The organism is Butyrivibrio sp. INlla21, from assembly GCF_900116875.1.
GTDB lineage: Bacteria > Bacillota > Clostridia > Lachnospirales > Lachnospiraceae > Butyrivibrio.
Genome location: NZ_FPCC01000043.1, coordinates 1 through 15,926 on the forward strand (window position 1 = coordinate 1; position 15,926 = coordinate 15,926).

Annotated in this window: 13 protein-coding genes; all 13 read right to left on the reverse strand. The window is 37.8% G+C overall.

From position 1 onward, the window contains the following. Window positions 1-195, reverse strand: a 195-nt coding sequence (gene tnpA, locus BM377_RS15200; RefSeq protein ID WP_442857318.1) for an IS66 family insertion sequence element accessory protein TnpA, incomplete at its 3' end; no start/stop codon positions are given. Window positions 196-367: 172 nt separating this feature from the next. Then, complete coding sequence (locus BM377_RS15205) at window positions 368-2,560, reverse strand: glycosyltransferase (protein WP_092250601.1); 2,193 nt, start codon at window positions 2,558-2,560, stop codon at window positions 368-370. Between the two features lie 19 nt (window positions 2,561-2,579). After that, complete coding sequence (locus BM377_RS15210) at window positions 2,580-3,881, reverse strand: ABC transporter ATP-binding protein (RefSeq protein ID WP_092250604.1); 1,302 nt, start codon at window positions 3,879-3,881, stop codon at window positions 2,580-2,582. A gap of 18 nt (window positions 3,882-3,899) precedes the next feature. Continuing rightward, entirely contained in the window at window positions 3,900-4,679 is a 780-nt protein-coding gene (locus tag BM377_RS15215; protein ID WP_092250607.1) for an ABC transporter permease, read from the reverse strand. Between the two features lie 20 nt (window positions 4,680-4,699). Beyond that, entirely contained in the window at window positions 4,700-5,905 is a 1,206-nt protein-coding gene (locus BM377_RS15220) for a glycosyltransferase (RefSeq protein ID WP_092250610.1), read from the reverse strand. A gap of 11 nt (window positions 5,906-5,916) precedes the next feature. Next, window positions 5,917-6,777, reverse strand: coding sequence for a glycosyltransferase family 2 protein (locus BM377_RS15225; protein ID WP_092250613.1), 861 nt, complete (start codon window positions 6,775-6,777; stop codon window positions 5,917-5,919). Between the two features lie 81 nt (window positions 6,778-6,858). Then, window positions 6,859-7,935, reverse strand: a complete 1,077-nt coding sequence (locus BM377_RS15230) for a glycosyltransferase family 4 protein (RefSeq protein ID WP_092250616.1) — start codon at window positions 7,933-7,935, stop codon at window positions 6,859-6,861. 21 nt (window positions 7,936-7,956) lie between these two features. Next, entirely contained in the window at window positions 7,957-9,150 is a 1,194-nt protein-coding gene (gene cps2T, locus BM377_RS15235) for a beta 1-4 rhamnosyltransferase Cps2T (protein WP_092250619.1), read from the reverse strand. A gap of 91 nt (window positions 9,151-9,241) precedes the next feature. Next, complete coding sequence (locus BM377_RS15240; RefSeq protein ID WP_092250622.1) at window positions 9,242-11,506, reverse strand: hypothetical protein; 2,265 nt, start codon at window positions 11,504-11,506, stop codon at window positions 9,242-9,244. Between the two features lie 212 nt (window positions 11,507-11,718). After that, window positions 11,719-13,467, reverse strand: a complete 1,749-nt coding sequence (locus BM377_RS15245) for a hypothetical protein (protein ID WP_092250625.1) — start codon at window positions 13,465-13,467, stop codon at window positions 11,719-11,721. A 10-nt stretch (window positions 13,468-13,477) separates the two neighbouring features. After that, window positions 13,478-14,140 (reverse strand): methyltransferase domain-containing protein, encoded by a 663-nt coding sequence (locus tag BM377_RS15250; RefSeq protein WP_092250628.1) that lies wholly within the window; start codon window positions 14,138-14,140, stop codon window positions 13,478-13,480. Further along, a complete protein-coding gene (locus tag BM377_RS15255; RefSeq protein WP_092250631.1) occupies window positions 14,124-15,287 on the reverse strand; it encodes a glycosyltransferase family 2 protein in 1,164 nt (387 codons plus the stop codon). The genes BM377_RS15250 and BM377_RS15255 overlap by 17 nt, the downstream gene beginning before the upstream one ends. Before the next feature lie 45 nt (window positions 15,288-15,332). After that, window positions 15,333-15,926 (reverse strand): GDP-mannose 4,6-dehydratase (locus BM377_RS15260; protein ID WP_143104524.1); only part of this gene is annotated, 594 nt, incomplete at its 5' end.

Consider the following 15,926-nt stretch of genomic DNA (forward strand, 5'->3'; position numbering starts at 1 on the left):
AGTCGCTGGTAATGACTTGCTGGTGGTTCCGGCAACGAGATTTCTTATCCTTCGTTGCCAATAGTAGTATTGTTTTTCATTGATCCCGTTTTCATCCAGCCATTTCTTGGCTGATTGACCTGCGGGGCGTTCGTGACAACTGCGAACAATTTCAGCCCATTGGGCTGTGCGAACATCATGTGTGATCTGATCCATACCTGGCCTCCTTTAAAAAACTAGTTAGTTTTTTCAGTTTTTTAAAGTAAACCATAGTTGCGGATTAAATCATAGGCGGATTATTTGACGCTTACATTGTAAGTACATAAATTAAAACGAATAAAAAAGAGTTAGCACTAAGCTTAGTGCTAACTCTTTTAAATAGTAATAGTTATAAATCAATATCCAATCTCAAAATATCTTCTGCGCATTTAGATGTGAAATACTTTTCTATAAATAATTTACCTGCATCAGACATTTCTTTGAGCAAATCATAATTCTCGTATAATTCGCATATGTATTCCGCCATTTCTTTGGCATCATCCACAACATGCATGTTGCCCATGCTGTCATCAAGTCCCTCTGCGCCGATAGAAGTCGTTACAAGCGGAATCTGATAATATGCAGCCTCTACAACCTTTCCTTTTACACCTGCACCGAATCGAAGCGGAACAATATCTATACGACAAGAATTGTAAAGCTTAGCAAGGTCCTCATCGGAAAGGAATCCGTCTACAATTATGTTATCACTTGCAAGAGCCATGACCTCATCAGTTGCTTTGCTTCCAACGATATGCCATTTAATATCGGGATACTTTTCAACTATGAGAGGCATAACCTCTTTACCAAACCATAATACACAATCTATATTCGGAGGATGTCCAAAACCTCCCACATACATAAGATCTTGTCTCTGCGAAAAGTCTTTTCTAATATCTTCAGGAGCCTCATCATAAATATATAGCGGAATATTTCTGATAGGCTTATCCGGAAATGCTTCTTGCATAATTCCCTGCTCAAAGCTTCCTACAACATGTCCCACATCAGCTTTTGAAAAAAGATCATACTCAATCTTCTTCCACTTTTCTGCGGACTTTAGTTTTTTAACATCACCTGTGATCTCATATTCTCTTTTTTCTCTGATATGATGAAGATCATGCGCAAAATAGAGAATCTTTGCAGTACTGTTCTTTTTTATAAAATCCATATATTTTGATGATATGTGAGGTCTCTGAAGATACACATAATCAAAATACTTAAGATTATCTTTCAAAAAGCTCTTCCAGTTTTTGCGGTAATAATCACCGTATAGAACTTCTATCCCAAGCTGGTTCAGCTCTGTGGTATATGGTTCATGCTTATAAAAATTATCACCCAGGAACGTTACCTGAAGTCCCATCTTCAGGAACATGCGTAAGTACATATATGTACATTTACATCCTGCGTCTTTATCATGCCACGGAACATATTGATCTATTACCAGAATATGCTTTTTGAATCTGCTGCGATCCTTAGCTATAAAAACATTCTCAGCATTGTCGAAATTCTCTTTCTCAAGAACATCTTTCCATTTCTCATAGAACTTCTTGCCATTTGCTACCTGATACGATTTCTGACCGGAATTTACATCATTTCCATTTGATACGCCCTCAAAATGGACAACAACCGACAATGGCTGATATATGACCTTATAACCATGTTTTCTGACTTCAAATGCAAGATCCGTATCCTCATAATATGCAGGTACAAATCTCTCATCAAATCCGCCGATTTCTTCCCAGAGGCTCTTCCTGATCATAATGGCCGCACCGGAAATATAATCAGCCTCTTTGACATAATTAAACTCGGGACCTGCAGGGCTCTTTTTATTGCCATAGTTCCATGCTGAGCCATCTTTCCACAAGATTCCTCCGGCTTCCTGGAGTCTTCCGTCAGCATAAACAAGCTTAGAACCTGTCATACCCACTTTAGGATCATTCATAATCTCAATAAGAGGTCTAAGCCAGTTATCCTGGACCTGTGTATCATTATTTAAGAATAAGATAAACTCACCGGAAGCATGCTTGGCTGCATTTTTACAGTTAAGTAAGAATCTGAGATTCTCTTCATTTCTTACAGCCTTGATACCGGATACGATTTCCTTAATATGCTCTGTTGCATCTGTTGAGCAATCATCTGCAATGATAATCTCATAAGAGACATCTCCACTGTGCTTTTTAATTGCTCTTAGGCAATTATAGGTATAATCAAACTGATTATACACAGGTATAACTATCGATACCTCCGGAGAATCCGGCAGATTAAAGCTTAGCTTTTCATATTCATCAATCGATCTTTCTTTTCCGTCATTATTGACCGGAAAAAGATCCAATGCGTTTCTTATCTTTTCACCTTCACGCCAGTCAGCACCGTTTACCACATACTTATAACGGAGCTTAACGCCATCCATGCCTTCCGTTCTAAGTGCCTTAAAAAAATTAAAAATTCTTTTTGGGCTTAAAGCTACCAAGATAAACTTGGGATGCTTAATGCATCTTGATATAACATTCGCAAAGAATTTTATCTTACTGTTTTCTGAGGACAAAACTACTTCTCCTTATTACTTACTTAACTGAATATTCTTGAACTTTTCCTCTGCTTATATATATAAGTCCCGGAATATCATATTCGCGTCTTGGAACTGAGAATACCAAGGCATCATCCAACCAGCACAGCTGAACATGATCTTCCTGGAATCCGTTGGCAACCGCCATTGCAACAGAATAATCTCCCTTATTAAGCGGAGGAACAATAAAGCTCATATCATATTCAACTTTGCCCGTTCCGCTTTCAAGTGTTACTCCAAGCGTTTCCGTATTGATTCCGATAACTTCATTACCCAAACGATCTCTTATCGAAAGGCCGAAAATAGGACGTGCAGCAGTTTTCTTGAATTCGATTCTTATAATGCAATGCACCTTCATACCGGGTTCAAGCACATCCGTAAGCTCGTATTTATCATTAAATAAACCGCACTGATATATAGTTGCTTCTCCGTTACCTTTGTTATAAACGCCCTGAACAACATCCGGGATTTTAATGTTTTCTTTACGCTCTTCTCTGGATACTTCTATATCTTCATCCGTCATATCTTCTTCGTCATGTGTACCGAATGCATTTTTCTCATCGCTGATACGATGCAAAATATATTCCTGATATCTATGAAGGCCCTCGACAGTGTCTCCGTCAAACATTTTCTCGCCATGATTAAGCCAAATTACCCTTTTGCAGAAACGTGTAACTGCAGCTGTGTCATGAGTAACCAGAATAACTGTCTTATCCTTCATAAGGCGATCCATTGCCCTGTAGCATTTCTGCTGGAATCTTATATCTCCGACTGACAGAGCCTCATCGACAATAAGGATATCAGGATCGGAAAAGATCTGTGTTGCGAATGCAAGTCGTACAAACATACCGCTTGAGTAACTCTTAACAGGTTGGTTGATAAAGTCACCGATATCCGCAAACTCTATGATCTTCTCTGTAATCTCAGGAAGACGGCTCTGTGGAATACCCATCAATGTGGCATTGAGCTTAATATTCTCCATTCCGGTATAGTTGGGATTAAATCCTGCACCAAGCTCAAGCAGTGCAGCTACATTTCCCTTAGTCTCAAGAGTTCCGGAAGTCTGATTAAGGACGTCCGTTAAGATCTTAAGAAGTGTAGACTTACCGGCACCGTTAGATCCGATTACTCCTATCTTTTCACCCTTTTTAATCTCAAAGGATACATTTTTAAGTGCAAAGAACTTCTTGTGGTAGCACTTTCTAAGAGGGTGAAATGCCTCCTTAAGCCTATCCATTTCTGAGTTATACAGCTTATATTCTTTTGTAATATTTTCAGCTTTAACAACAATTTCTTCCATCACCAATGCTCCATATAATTATAGTAAATCAGAAAAATGCACACTAAGATTTTTATAAACTCTGGATCCTATTATAAACATAACCAGCGCAAAGCCCCAAAAGTACAAGGTACCTGTAATCGGACGATTCCAGAAGCTCACACTCTCTATGAGAGCTGCTCTGTTTCCTTCCATAACGTACAGGAGCGGATTGAATCTAAGTATCTTCATTACTTTCCCGTTCATTGTTGTGGGGTCCCAAAATACAGGCGTCATCCAGAACCCAAGCTGCAAGATGATATTAACAAGCTGAGCCGCATCCTTGAAAAATACTGATACAGAACCCACACAATATGCGAGGCCGATAAGCAATCCAAATATGCAGAATGAATAATAAAACACACTTAACCATGCCACATTTGGAGTATATCCGTATACAAGATACATAAAGAATACAAATAAAAGTAAGAATAAATGAATGCAAAAAGATGAAAGAAGCTTTATTATGGGAAGCATCCAGATCTTAAACTTCATCTTCTTAACTAGATATGAATATTCATAAAAAACTGTTGTGGTTGACAAAAGACCATCATTAAAAAAGGTCCACGGTATATATGCAGCTACAAACCATATGATAAACGGCACGTTATCAACCGGCGCATTTCTGAATCCGGTAAACACGAACCAGAATACCAATACAGTTATAAGCGGCTGAACAAACGCCCACACAAGTCCAAGTGCAGAACCTGAATATCTGGATTTTAAGTCGTTTTTTACAAGACTGAGTACCAGCCTTATTTCATCTTTTGAAACCTTCATTTTATCGCTCCAACGCTCCTTTATACTAAATCCTGCAGCCACTTTGCAAAATCTTCGCTGCTCTTATAATAATCAAATTTCTCATCAATCAGTTTGCGTGCATTTGCCACAATATCTTCAGCAAACCGATTATCCTCATAAAGCTTCTTTATAGCATCGGCATATTCATTTTTATCCTTGCAATAAATGTAATGCTTACCGGTATCTGCCGGAATTCCCTCTATACCCACATCATTGGTGCAGACAGGTATTCCCGCTGCCATGCAGGTCAACACTTTAATCTTTATACCTGCTCCAAGAACCAAAGGTGCTGCAAGACAAAGACTTGATGACAGATAAGGCTCGATATCTTCTACAAAGCCGGTTATGATCACCTTATCCGAAGCTCTGTCAAGAAGTTCCTTGGTAGGATGTCCTCCAAGTATCACAAGCTTAAGACCAATATCCTCTATAAGAGGAAAAACTTCATCGATAAGCCACAGCGCCGGTCTGTAGTTCTCAGGCCTAGACATATCTCCGTAAAAGAGAATGTTCTTTTTGGGCTCCGCGTCCCTTTTAACTGTTATTCTATCATAATACGGCGACCAAACTTTTACGGAAGAACTTATGCCAAAATCCTTCAGCATTTTCCTATCCTTTTCATTGTTTAGTATGACCAGATCACACTTATTTAATGCCTTACACTCAGACTGCTTAATTCTGTCATAACGCATCTTTGTGATTACTTTATGCATGCTGCCTTTAGCATTTTCATATTTACGAAGGCAGGCCTGCGCGCTGACATCTTCCTCGATTCCAACTATCTTTGCTGAAGGAAAGAGTTTTTTCACTTCATTAACGAAAACTATCGTCTGTGTCCAATGAAGTATTATAACATCCGGAGCATAGCCTTCTTTTTTAAGTGACTTAAGGCGCCTTAAGATGCACAATTTCAAGTAGCTTGTAGTGGTATTGCCGTTTCTGTCAAACGGGCACTTGAGCGAATACAGGTCATAAGCGTTTCTTACAAGCTTCTTGAGTCCATGATCGTGATAGAAGTCAATATAGCATTTGATCTTCTTATCCAAACTAAAATGTTTATATTCAGAAGGCTTGGCAAAGCCTACATATCTCACATCATGGTCAGTGTTCTCTATTATTGAATTAATATAATGAGTAAGTATCTTGCCTCCGGCATGGCTGACATTGTCATAAGGCAAGAAAGGCGAAATCCATAATATCTTCATATATTACTTTCTCATCCCTTTATTTTCTTATATATCAAATAGTTAAACACCCCGATTTTATAGAAAATATGAAGTAATTTGAGCTGTATGGAACTTGCCCCAAGATATTCCTTACAGTACCATTCTCTGCTCTTATAAGCAACTTCGAAACGCTTTTTGACGGATGCTATGTTCTTGTCTATGCTGACTGAATGCTTGTGGTCATAAGAACAGTTGTTTATCAGATAACTCTTATATCCAGCTTTTTGGAACTTATATGCAAGAATATTTTCCTCATAGTACAGGAACGTGTGCTCATCAAAGCCTCCAACCTTATCAAAAGCTTCTGTTTTGGTCATAAACATTGATCCAGGAAGTACATCAACCAGGCTGATCTCGGATTTAAGCCGGTCCTCCTTGTATTCCAAAGGATCTCCAAACACTTTCTTAAATATATAAGAATCCTGGACCAAGCAGTCCTTATACTTAGGCAGTTTCCATGCTATGGGGAGCTTTATTCCCGATAAGCAATTCATTTTGCAAGTAACAGCTGCAGCCCCCGGAAGCTTTTCCAGATAGCCAAGCATTGTTTCTATCACGGATTCCTCAAAAAACACATCGGGATTGGATATGATGATACACTTGGGAGCATATTCTTTGGTCAAATATTTGACTCCGTAGTTATTTCCGGCCGCATATCCTCTGTTCTCGTTAGTTTGGATAACGTCAATCTTGTCGTTATCAAGCTCTTTAAGCCTTGTAAAGGAATCATCCGAAGAATGATTATCCACAACCACGATCTTTTCTATTATTCCATATTTTTGTATTTGATTCAAAAATGATACGGTCGTTTCCGAATCGTTATAGTTTAGTACAACCAATCCCAGTTTCATATCATTCCTCTATACTTAAATATTTCCCAAGCAAGTTCATTCCTCGCTTGGGAAACAATAAATCCGCCGTCACTAACCCAATTATGCCTTTTTATATACCTGTTTGAGAATGTCTGCGCTCTTCTTCCATGAGTATCTACCTACAATCTCAGTATTAACCTTGCAATCAGTCTCCAAAAGAGTCTTAATGGCCGTAGCGATCGCATCTTCATCCATCGGATCAAAGAATAGATCGTTATCCTCAAGAACTTCTCTCATGACCGGGATATCCGATGCAGCCACAGGTGTGCCGCAAGCCAAAGCTTCAAGAGGCGGGATACCAAAGCCTTCAAATATAGAAGGATATACGCACCCTGCTGCCTCGTTAAGAAGCGCTATCAGCTCATCCTTGGTCACATAATCAGTAAGAATAACCTTGCCATTGCTATCGGATACGCACTTCTCAATCTCATCGTACATCCAGGCTTTCTTACCGACGATAACAAGCTTATAATCCGTGCCTGAACTCTCCGAATATTTGCAGAATGCTCTTACGAGCCTTGGAATATTCTTCCTTGGCTGAAGGTTACTTACGCAAACAATGTATTTGTCATCCGCAATTCCGAACTTATTTCTAACCTCGGACCTGATCTTGTCATCCTCGGGAAGAACTCGGAAATCGGAATCTACAGCGTTATAAACAACTTCTATCCTGGACGGATCGGTGCCGTAGGTTGTGCATATATCCTGTTTAGAGAACTCCGAAACAGTCACAACCATGTCGGCTTTCCTTGCCGCATGCGAAACAAGTATCTTGTCCTTGATATATTCTTTCTTGGTAAATATGTCTTTAATATGCTCAAATGAAAGATCGTGTATCGTTACTACCGTTTTGCATGGTGCAAAAAACGGAAGATAGTACTGCGTATGAAGTACGTCGATATCGTACGTCTTGCAAAGCTTCCTTAGTTCAACGCAGTTCCTGTATATTGAGCTATTCTTTTTAAAATAAACTATTTTAAATCTGTCTTCGTACTCGGTCACATCCACGCCGCTGTTGACGAATAAATAGTATTCGTCTCCGGCATCGGGTGTCAGTCCCGAAAGGACGCCTCTGTAAAAGCTCTCATTTCCACCCGAGCGATCACCGAGCATATGAACATCTATGCCAACTCTCATATCAAAAAGCCTCTCTGTCTCTTATGCAAGAAATACCTTTTCATATTTCTCGGCTATGCTCTCCCATGTATAATCATCGGATATGCGTTTCTTGGCCAGAGTGCCGTACTCTGCCCTGCGATCATCAGGCATAGCTTCCACCTGCATGATGACATCTGACAGATTCCTGCCTTCCTTGTCCCAATAAACCGCTGCATCCTCAGCAACTTCATGGTTGTACTTAACATCAAGGACCAGATTTACGTCCGTTGAAGCTAGTGCTTCCAAGAGGCTTGGATTGGTTCCTCCAACCTCGTGTCCGTGCATATAGGCAAAGGCATTCTCTCTTATCTTCTTAAGGAGCTGCTTGTCATATACGGAATCAGCAACGATAACTCTGTCGCTATTAAGGAAGTGCAGGTTAGCATCATACTCTTTTAACAGCTTACCGTTCTCGGTCGTAATGATTATCAGCTTCTTATCGGACGAGCTCTTAAGGAACTCTCTTATTATTATGTCGAAATTGTTCTCTTTAACAAAGCGTCCGACTACAAGGTAATAGCCATGAGGCTTAGTGTTGTACTCTGAAAGCCATTCTGTGAATTTAACCTCATCGTCAGCGTATGTGGATCTTGAAAGATCCGCGCCATAGGCGATAAATGTCGTATCGGGATTGTAGGAAGCATATTCCTTGTTGATATACTTCTCTATCTCCTTGCTGTCGCAGATAGCCTTATCCGCATGCTTGATCATAAGCTTCTCGGAAAGCTTCCAGTAAGCTCTTACAGGAGCGCTCCACTTTCTTCTCTCCCAGTCATGTCCGTCGGGATTGACATATAATACCCCGCCGAGCTTCTGTATCTTTTTCTTATAATGCTTTATAAAAGGTCCAATCCTGCAAGCCATGATAAAGAAAACCGGCTTCTCTATTGAAGGTCTCTCCTCGCAGTACCTGATTGCTCTTGCAAGTGCCTTGATATCATAAATAATGGCCTTGGCAGCTCCGATCTCGGGAACCTTGACATTGTAGCACTTGGCTCCGTTATACTCATATCTGGAATCTTCCCTTGCCATAACAGCAACATGATAGCGAAGGTTGCTACTCTTCTTGCACAGAGTCAGATTCTCCATAAAAGTCTCAAATCCTCCGTACTCAGCCGGAATGCCCTTGCTACCTATGCAGAACACCTGTCGTTTATCTGTATGATATTGTTCTTTTATCTTAGATTTTCCCATAAATAATGTACAACCATCTTAATTTTAATCAATAACCCATAATATGATATTATAATTGACTCAATATAGCAATCTTCATATCACAATCCATTTAAGGTGTTCTGGTATACGTGATGGATTCAACAGATACATCATAGTCGCCGTCTACACTCACAGCGAAATAGCAGCCTTTCATTTTACATTCAAAAGGAATCGAATACTCCAATTCTCCGTTATTATCAAAATCACTACTTTTTATTGAGGCAGTTGCAAAAGGCTCTTTCGCATCCTTGGCAGATATCACCAAACTGCATACCTGATGGTTTTGTTCAAGATATCCGGATTCAAGCTTTAGCTTGAAAAATGCAGTATATATACCGGGATATACCTCGACTTTGGATACAGGCTTATATAAATATGTTTTTCCTACAGAATATGTATCTGGTTCAGAAACACCGGAATTTTCCGTTTTTCTAACATCCGTAGTATAATCCGCAAGATCATATCCTTTGCTGTTCAGAGCTGTTATTACACCTTCGTCATTGGTATACACAGCATCCAGATCAGATATCGGAAGATACTTAAAGCCTGCATCAGATAAAAGGAATTGTTCTTCTTCCCTACTTACGATGACAGATGCATTCTCCTTAGCAGCCATACTTGCACCGGCAAAGAAGGTACCTTGAATATCACTGAATACATCATTATAGATCGATGGAAATGTATCATTGTATATAGTTCCCGTGGAACTATCATCAATAATCCCTATTATCTCGCTTTCTGCAACAACACGCTCCTGTACAGTAGGATAAATCTTGTCCATTGAATACTTAACGAATACCGCAACTATACTAAGGACTACTACGGTTGAAACTGTAGCTATGGCATATTGCTTCACGCCAACTTTATCGCGCTGAATAATATTGGAAACAAAAGAACAAACGCTCCATAAAAACGCCAAGTAAATCACCAAAGCCACAAGCATAATAACTATAGTTCCGCTTTTGCCTACTATATTCATCAAAGAATTCATCCCGGTCCTAAACGCCGAATATCCTCTGGGCAAAAGATACAGATTGGCGGCAACTACTGTACTGAATATCAATGCAGGCAATAAAGATGCCTTCTCACTTTCCTTTACCAATGTTCCCAGATATATACCTATAAATATCCACAATAAGAAAGCCAGGTTTATCCAATATTCCATATCTATAAACGCACTAAGAGTCATTATAACCACAACAAAAGCCGAACTAACCCTAACAGATCTTGTACGTGTCTTTATGAGAGAATAAATAGCACTCACATATACGCCAAAATATAAAATAAAGGCTAATATTCCATAGTCTGATAAAAGAGCAATGAAGGCGTTCTCTATAGGACCGGCATACTCTTCTTGAACTTTTAGCAGCAAAGTCATAGCCGGTTTGATCGTATAATACCCACTCAGCATTCCATGTCCCAATAAACGCTCAAGTTTTCTTCCTTGTCTAAATGCATTTAACGCCTGATCAATGGCGGTAACTCTAACTCTATAGCTCAGATCACCATATCTATTAAGATAGACATCTTTTGTCAGGGATGCAAAAGCTCTTAAATAACGCGTATAAAGCATATCAAGCAGGCTAAGGCTGCCTTTTAAGATGATTACCGAAAAGATAGCGATTATTGCCACCACCGCCAATACTGCTGATACTACACAAAAACGCTTCCCATTTTTTTCCACTCTTTTCTTAATCATCTCACAAAAAAGCTTACGCTTGGAAATGCCATAAATGACAAGTAAAAGAACCAATATACCCATTGCCAGTCTAAGAGATCCTGTTATAACAACAGCAAACGAAAGTACAATGCCGACTATTTTTTTCTTTATATTATCAACATAAAAAAGTGATATCAAAGCAAGAACTATTGCAACATCCCCTTCAGCAATAGGATTTAAAAAGAATAAAAGCATTCTGCTTGAAAAATCATGGATAACCAAATATTTTATAACACCAATCGCCTCAAGCACAAATAAGAGCAGCCATAGCTTATTCATAGCACCCTTAACTTCTTTGTCCCCCGACATAGATATACAAAAGCCTGCAAAAACAACAAGACACGCAGTAATCGCATATCTGTTTGATATAGTAGAAGTTCTATTAATAGAAAAAAAGACTGTCCAGAGAAATACTGCCACACCAAACAAAGGATAATTAAAAAAATATGCTTTAATATTCTTGATATTATCTTTAACACCGGTTAAGGCAAAAAGTATCAATATCGGAAGAATCTGGTAGAAACCATCTCTAGTCGCATCTATCCAAGATAACGCCACAGCAACCGCCATTCCTATATAAAGATAATTGCTCCATGAAAAAAATTTTTTTTCCATCCGTTCAGTCCCTTTGTAAATGATACATTTCTATAAATGAAATGTACTACAATCCCACATAATTTGATCCTACTGCAAAATTAATGGCAACACGTATATTAAAAATATACGCGTTGCTGACATTATAAAACATGTCATTCTATAATCTATTTCCACTAACAATGTTGTACAAAGATTTCCTCTTAATAAAAGCAATCTGAAATAGGTCATAATTAATGATTATCAGTTTGAAAGTATATCATCATAAATGGAATAATAAAAATAGCCATGACAGCAATCGGCCAATAATAACGATAATCAGTCCATCCCGAAGCAATATATAATGATATCGCATTAAAAATAGCTGGGAGAAAAACAATTATACTTAGCACTTTCTTTTTGATAAAAGCAAATAATAATATTCCTAATAAAAACAATGTATAAATAGCAGTTCTCCATGCAAATATAAAAACAAGAGCATTGCTTGTTAATCCAGTAGTTGATTTTCTAAACAAATCAGTAAATACGTTAGGAACTCGTTTGGGATATTGATATACACATCTTTCAACATGCATTTCTCCCAAATAATTTACGCAGGATGCTATTTCTTTTGCTGGTTTTATTATGCTCCACAACACTGAGTTACGACGCATTATCTGAATAAACATTGACCTTGGATGATTTATAAATGTGTCCAAGTATATTTTTAAAAATTCAGGAACAGAATAGCTATCTAAAGCTGTAGCGCTATATTTTGTGTAATAAGGGTTATATGCAAAATTATCCGGATCATTATCCGTTATCTTATTTACCATTATCAACACATCTTCAGATGAACTTTCCCCCTCATAATAAGTTCCCAATATATCATTCGCCAGCGCCAAATACTTTAATCCTGGCTTACTCTCAACCTTATAAAATGAATATACCGGTCCTTTTATTAACAACACTATAGCTACAAAACAAGCAATTGATATAAGAAACTTATATTTCTTTTTTATGAGCGTTATTCCTATAATAAATAATGATACAGCCATGGTTGGCATTATTCCATTCTGCCTGAAAAGAGATGTAAACACCATCGCTAGAATGAATTTAATGTGCCATAATTTATCAACATCAAACTTCTGCATAATAAGCTGAGCCAGTAAAAAAGTAAGTAAAGTAATAGATATCATATATGGAATATCTTTCCATAAAGTCACCATCTGCATCACATTGTTAAACGATAAGCCCATTATAAAATATACGGAATACGCAATTATAGGCCGGCATCCTATCTTTAATAGAAAATCCGTTAAACAAACAACAAGAATAGAAAACGCAACACACTGAACCACAATAATGAAGCTTGCTGAATCACATATTTTAAGCATTAGTGATAAAACAATAGCATAAAATGGTGGGTGCCAATTATCCATTGGAACAGTTAACATTTGATGAGCCTGATTAAACAAAACAGATGAATCTGGTGAAGATATACACGGATTAAATGCATATAACCATAGACCATAATTTAGCATCAAAAAGATACCCCCTAGTACTTTCCATTTCCTAGGTAGTCCACTTGCTTCGAATTTTGATATTGATATCATTTTTGACACAAGAGCCAAGAAGCCCAAAAACAATGGTATTATCCAAATTAACGCCAGTGGAATATATAATTTGGGAGAAAAAATAAAACCATCCATTCCATTATCTTCAAGAAATACCACTCCATATATAGTTAGATTGAAATATATGAACAGCAAAAAAATCAGCGCTTTTTTCCACCATGTATCAGTAATAGCACTTACACATTCCATATTTTCTTTTATTTTTTTAGCTGAAATATAACTTAATAGATATGTCAACACACATACACTAATCCCAGCTATAGACATAATGGGCATTAATGATAAGTAACAACAAGCCGTCACAAATATAGAAAACAACGTAGGTGTTTTTATTTCATCGTAAAATTGTTTTAGCTTATCAAGCATATATACCCCCTCAGCAAATAATCATATTAGATCTCATAAATGCTGTATGAACAAATTCTATATTAACATTTCTTTTTAAATTCATTTCTTTAATATCTCTCTTACAACAAAGGTTTAGATTATCAATACTTGCCCAAAACTCCCCTTTTGTTTTTAATACAATTTTCTGAAAAAAAGGCCATGGTAGCCAATGAAGAAATGGTATAAATGTATGCATCTCTATAGGAAAATACCTATACGGAGTCGTTACAAACACTTTATCAGCTACTCTTAAGCATTCATTTAAAAAAAACTCTTGATCGGCACGTGTCCCTACATGTTCTAAAACAGCAGAACAAAAAACCGCTTTAAATTGTTTGTCCTTAAAAGGCAAAGGTTTTTTGGGTTCATTAAAGCAAAACTCTTTCAAGCCAAGATTATCAACAATATTTGAACAATCCTCAATAGAACAAACAGTAAGTTTATCTTTATAGGGATACATTTTATCAAATATATTTGAATCTGCTAGCTTGACATCCGGAGTTGCTCCCAAATCTAATATTTCATCTGTAGCCGAAGGCTTTACCATCTGCATGAATTTTTTAAACATTTTTTTTCTTGCTCTAATTGAGAAAAAAGTTTTGATTGATAATAATTTATTGTCATACGCAAAATAATCAATTGCCTTCGCCATTATTTTTTCCTCTCCAATCTATTTTCAGTATTCCCATTAGAAAACAAGCAAACATTGTTTCAATTCCTACTTCTATCATAGTCGCCGCCGGAAGAACAAATCTCATTAATCTCTCTGGCTCCATAAATCCAAACCCTGAACCCCCCCATATTGCAAGTGCTACTATAGATATAATCAAACCAAACAAAGCTATCAAGAAGCCACCAAAAATACCTTTATCTTCGCCAAATGCAACATACTTATCTAACGATTTATCATGAGGAATAAATCTGCTTTTTTCGGCATATATTTTTGTAAAAGTATAGAAATATATTATATTTACTCCTAATATTATTGACATCATACAATACATAAGCGTATGTATGCTAAAAACAACCGTTCCTATTGCAAATTCACCTATTGAAAGAATTATTCCTCCCAATAATCCAACAATAATTAAGAAAAAGCCAGGATATAAGAAAAGCCACCGCGGACTATACATCAATAGAAATTTCAAATGTCTCCATCCATCATGAAAGCTTCTAAGATGAGGTGGTCTATCTCTACCATCCTTTTTTAATGTTGTTGGCACTTCACATATCTTGTACCCTGCGAGCTCAGACATAACAACCATTTCGCTGGCATATTCCATCCCGGTAGTATGTAGTTCTAATTTCAATATACTTTCCCTATTATAGCCACGAAGTCCACAATGAAAATCTTTAATATCACTTCTAAAGAACAATCTTCCAATAAAAGACAAAACAGGATTTCCAATATATCTATGTGACCATGGCATAGCTCCTTTGTCTATACCACCTTTAAATCTATTCCCCATTACTAGATCATATCCTTCACGCAGCTTAGATACAAATGGCATTAAATTGCTAAAATCATAACTATCATCTGCATCCCCCATTATCACATATTTACCATATGCGTATTGGGATCCTGTAATCAACGCACCTCCATATCCTCGTATTGGTGCATTGACTACTCTAGCCCCAAGTGATTCCGCTATTTCTATAGAATTATCTGTACTTCCATTATCTGAAATAAGTACCTCTCCATCTATTTGATTCTCTTTAAGAAAATGCATTGCTTTCTTTATGCATATTCCTATTGTTTTAGCCTCATTTAAACATGGCATGAGAATTGTTAATTCCATTTCCCCCTCCTATATGATTACATTTTTAATAACTTTCTTTGATTATTACTTATCTACACCCTTTTCAAGGAACTCCGCAAGGTTAAATTCTACGTGCTCGTTAGCTCTCTCAACGGCAACCTTAGCCATATCGTGCTCAACCATGATCTTTACCAGCTGTTCAAAAGAAGTGGTCTGAGGATTCCAGTGGAGTTTCTCTTTTGCCTTGCCGGGATCGCCCCAAAGGTTAACAACGTCTGTAGGTCTGTAGAAATCAGGTGATACCTCGATGAGTACCTTTCCCGTAGCCTTGTCGTAACCCTTCTCGTCAGCGCCCTCGCCCTTGAACTCAAGCTCAATGCCCGCATAGTGGAATGCAAGCTGTGCAAACTCACGAACAGAGTGCTGAACGCCTGTTGCGATAACAAAATCCTCAGGCTTATCGTTCTGAAGAATAAGCCACATACACTCAACATAATCCTTGGCATAACCCCAGTCACGAAGACTTGAGAGATTTCCAAGATAAAGTTTATCCTGCTTGCCCTGTGCGATACGTGCTGCTGCAAGCGTGATCTTACGTGTAACGAAAGTCTCGCCGCGGCGCTCTGACTCGTGGTTGAAAAGAATTCCCGAGCAGCAGAACATGTTGTAAGCTTCTCT

Bases quoted from the DNA above. Each gene is read 5' to 3' on its own strand.
- BM377_RS15240 (WP_092250622.1), bottom strand. From the start codon at position 11,506: ATGGAAAAAAAATTTTTTTCATGGAGCAATTATCTTTATATAGGAATG.
- BM377_RS15215 (WP_092250607.1), bottom strand. From the start codon at position 4,679: ATGAAGGTTTCAAAAGATGAAATAAGGCTGGTACTCAGTCTTGTAAAA.
- BM377_RS15250 (WP_092250628.1), bottom strand. From the start codon at position 14,140: ATGGCGAAGGCAATTGATTATTTTGCGTATGACAATAAATTATTATCA.
- BM377_RS15255 (WP_092250631.1), bottom strand. From the start codon at position 15,287: ATGGAATTAACAATTCTCATGCCATGTTTAAATGAGGCTAAAACAATA.
- BM377_RS15225 (WP_092250613.1), bottom strand. From the start codon at position 6,777: ATGAAACTGGGATTGGTTGTACTAAACTATAACGATTCGGAAACGACC.
- cps2T (WP_092250619.1), bottom strand. From the start codon at position 9,150: ATGGGAAAATCTAAGATAAAAGAACAATATCATACAGATAAACGACAG.
- BM377_RS15230 (WP_092250616.1), bottom strand. From the start codon at position 7,935: ATGAGAGTTGGCATAGATGTTCATATGCTCGGTGATCGCTCGGGTGGA.
- BM377_RS15210 (WP_092250604.1), bottom strand. From the start codon at position 3,881: ATGGAAGAAATTGTTGTTAAAGCTGAAAATATTACAAAAGAATATAAG.
- BM377_RS15220 (WP_092250610.1), bottom strand. From the start codon at position 5,905: ATGAAGATATTATGGATTTCGCCTTTCTTGCCTTATGACAATGTCAGC.
- BM377_RS15245 (WP_092250625.1), bottom strand. From the start codon at position 13,467: ATGCTTGATAAGCTAAAACAATTTTACGATGAAATAAAAACACCTACG.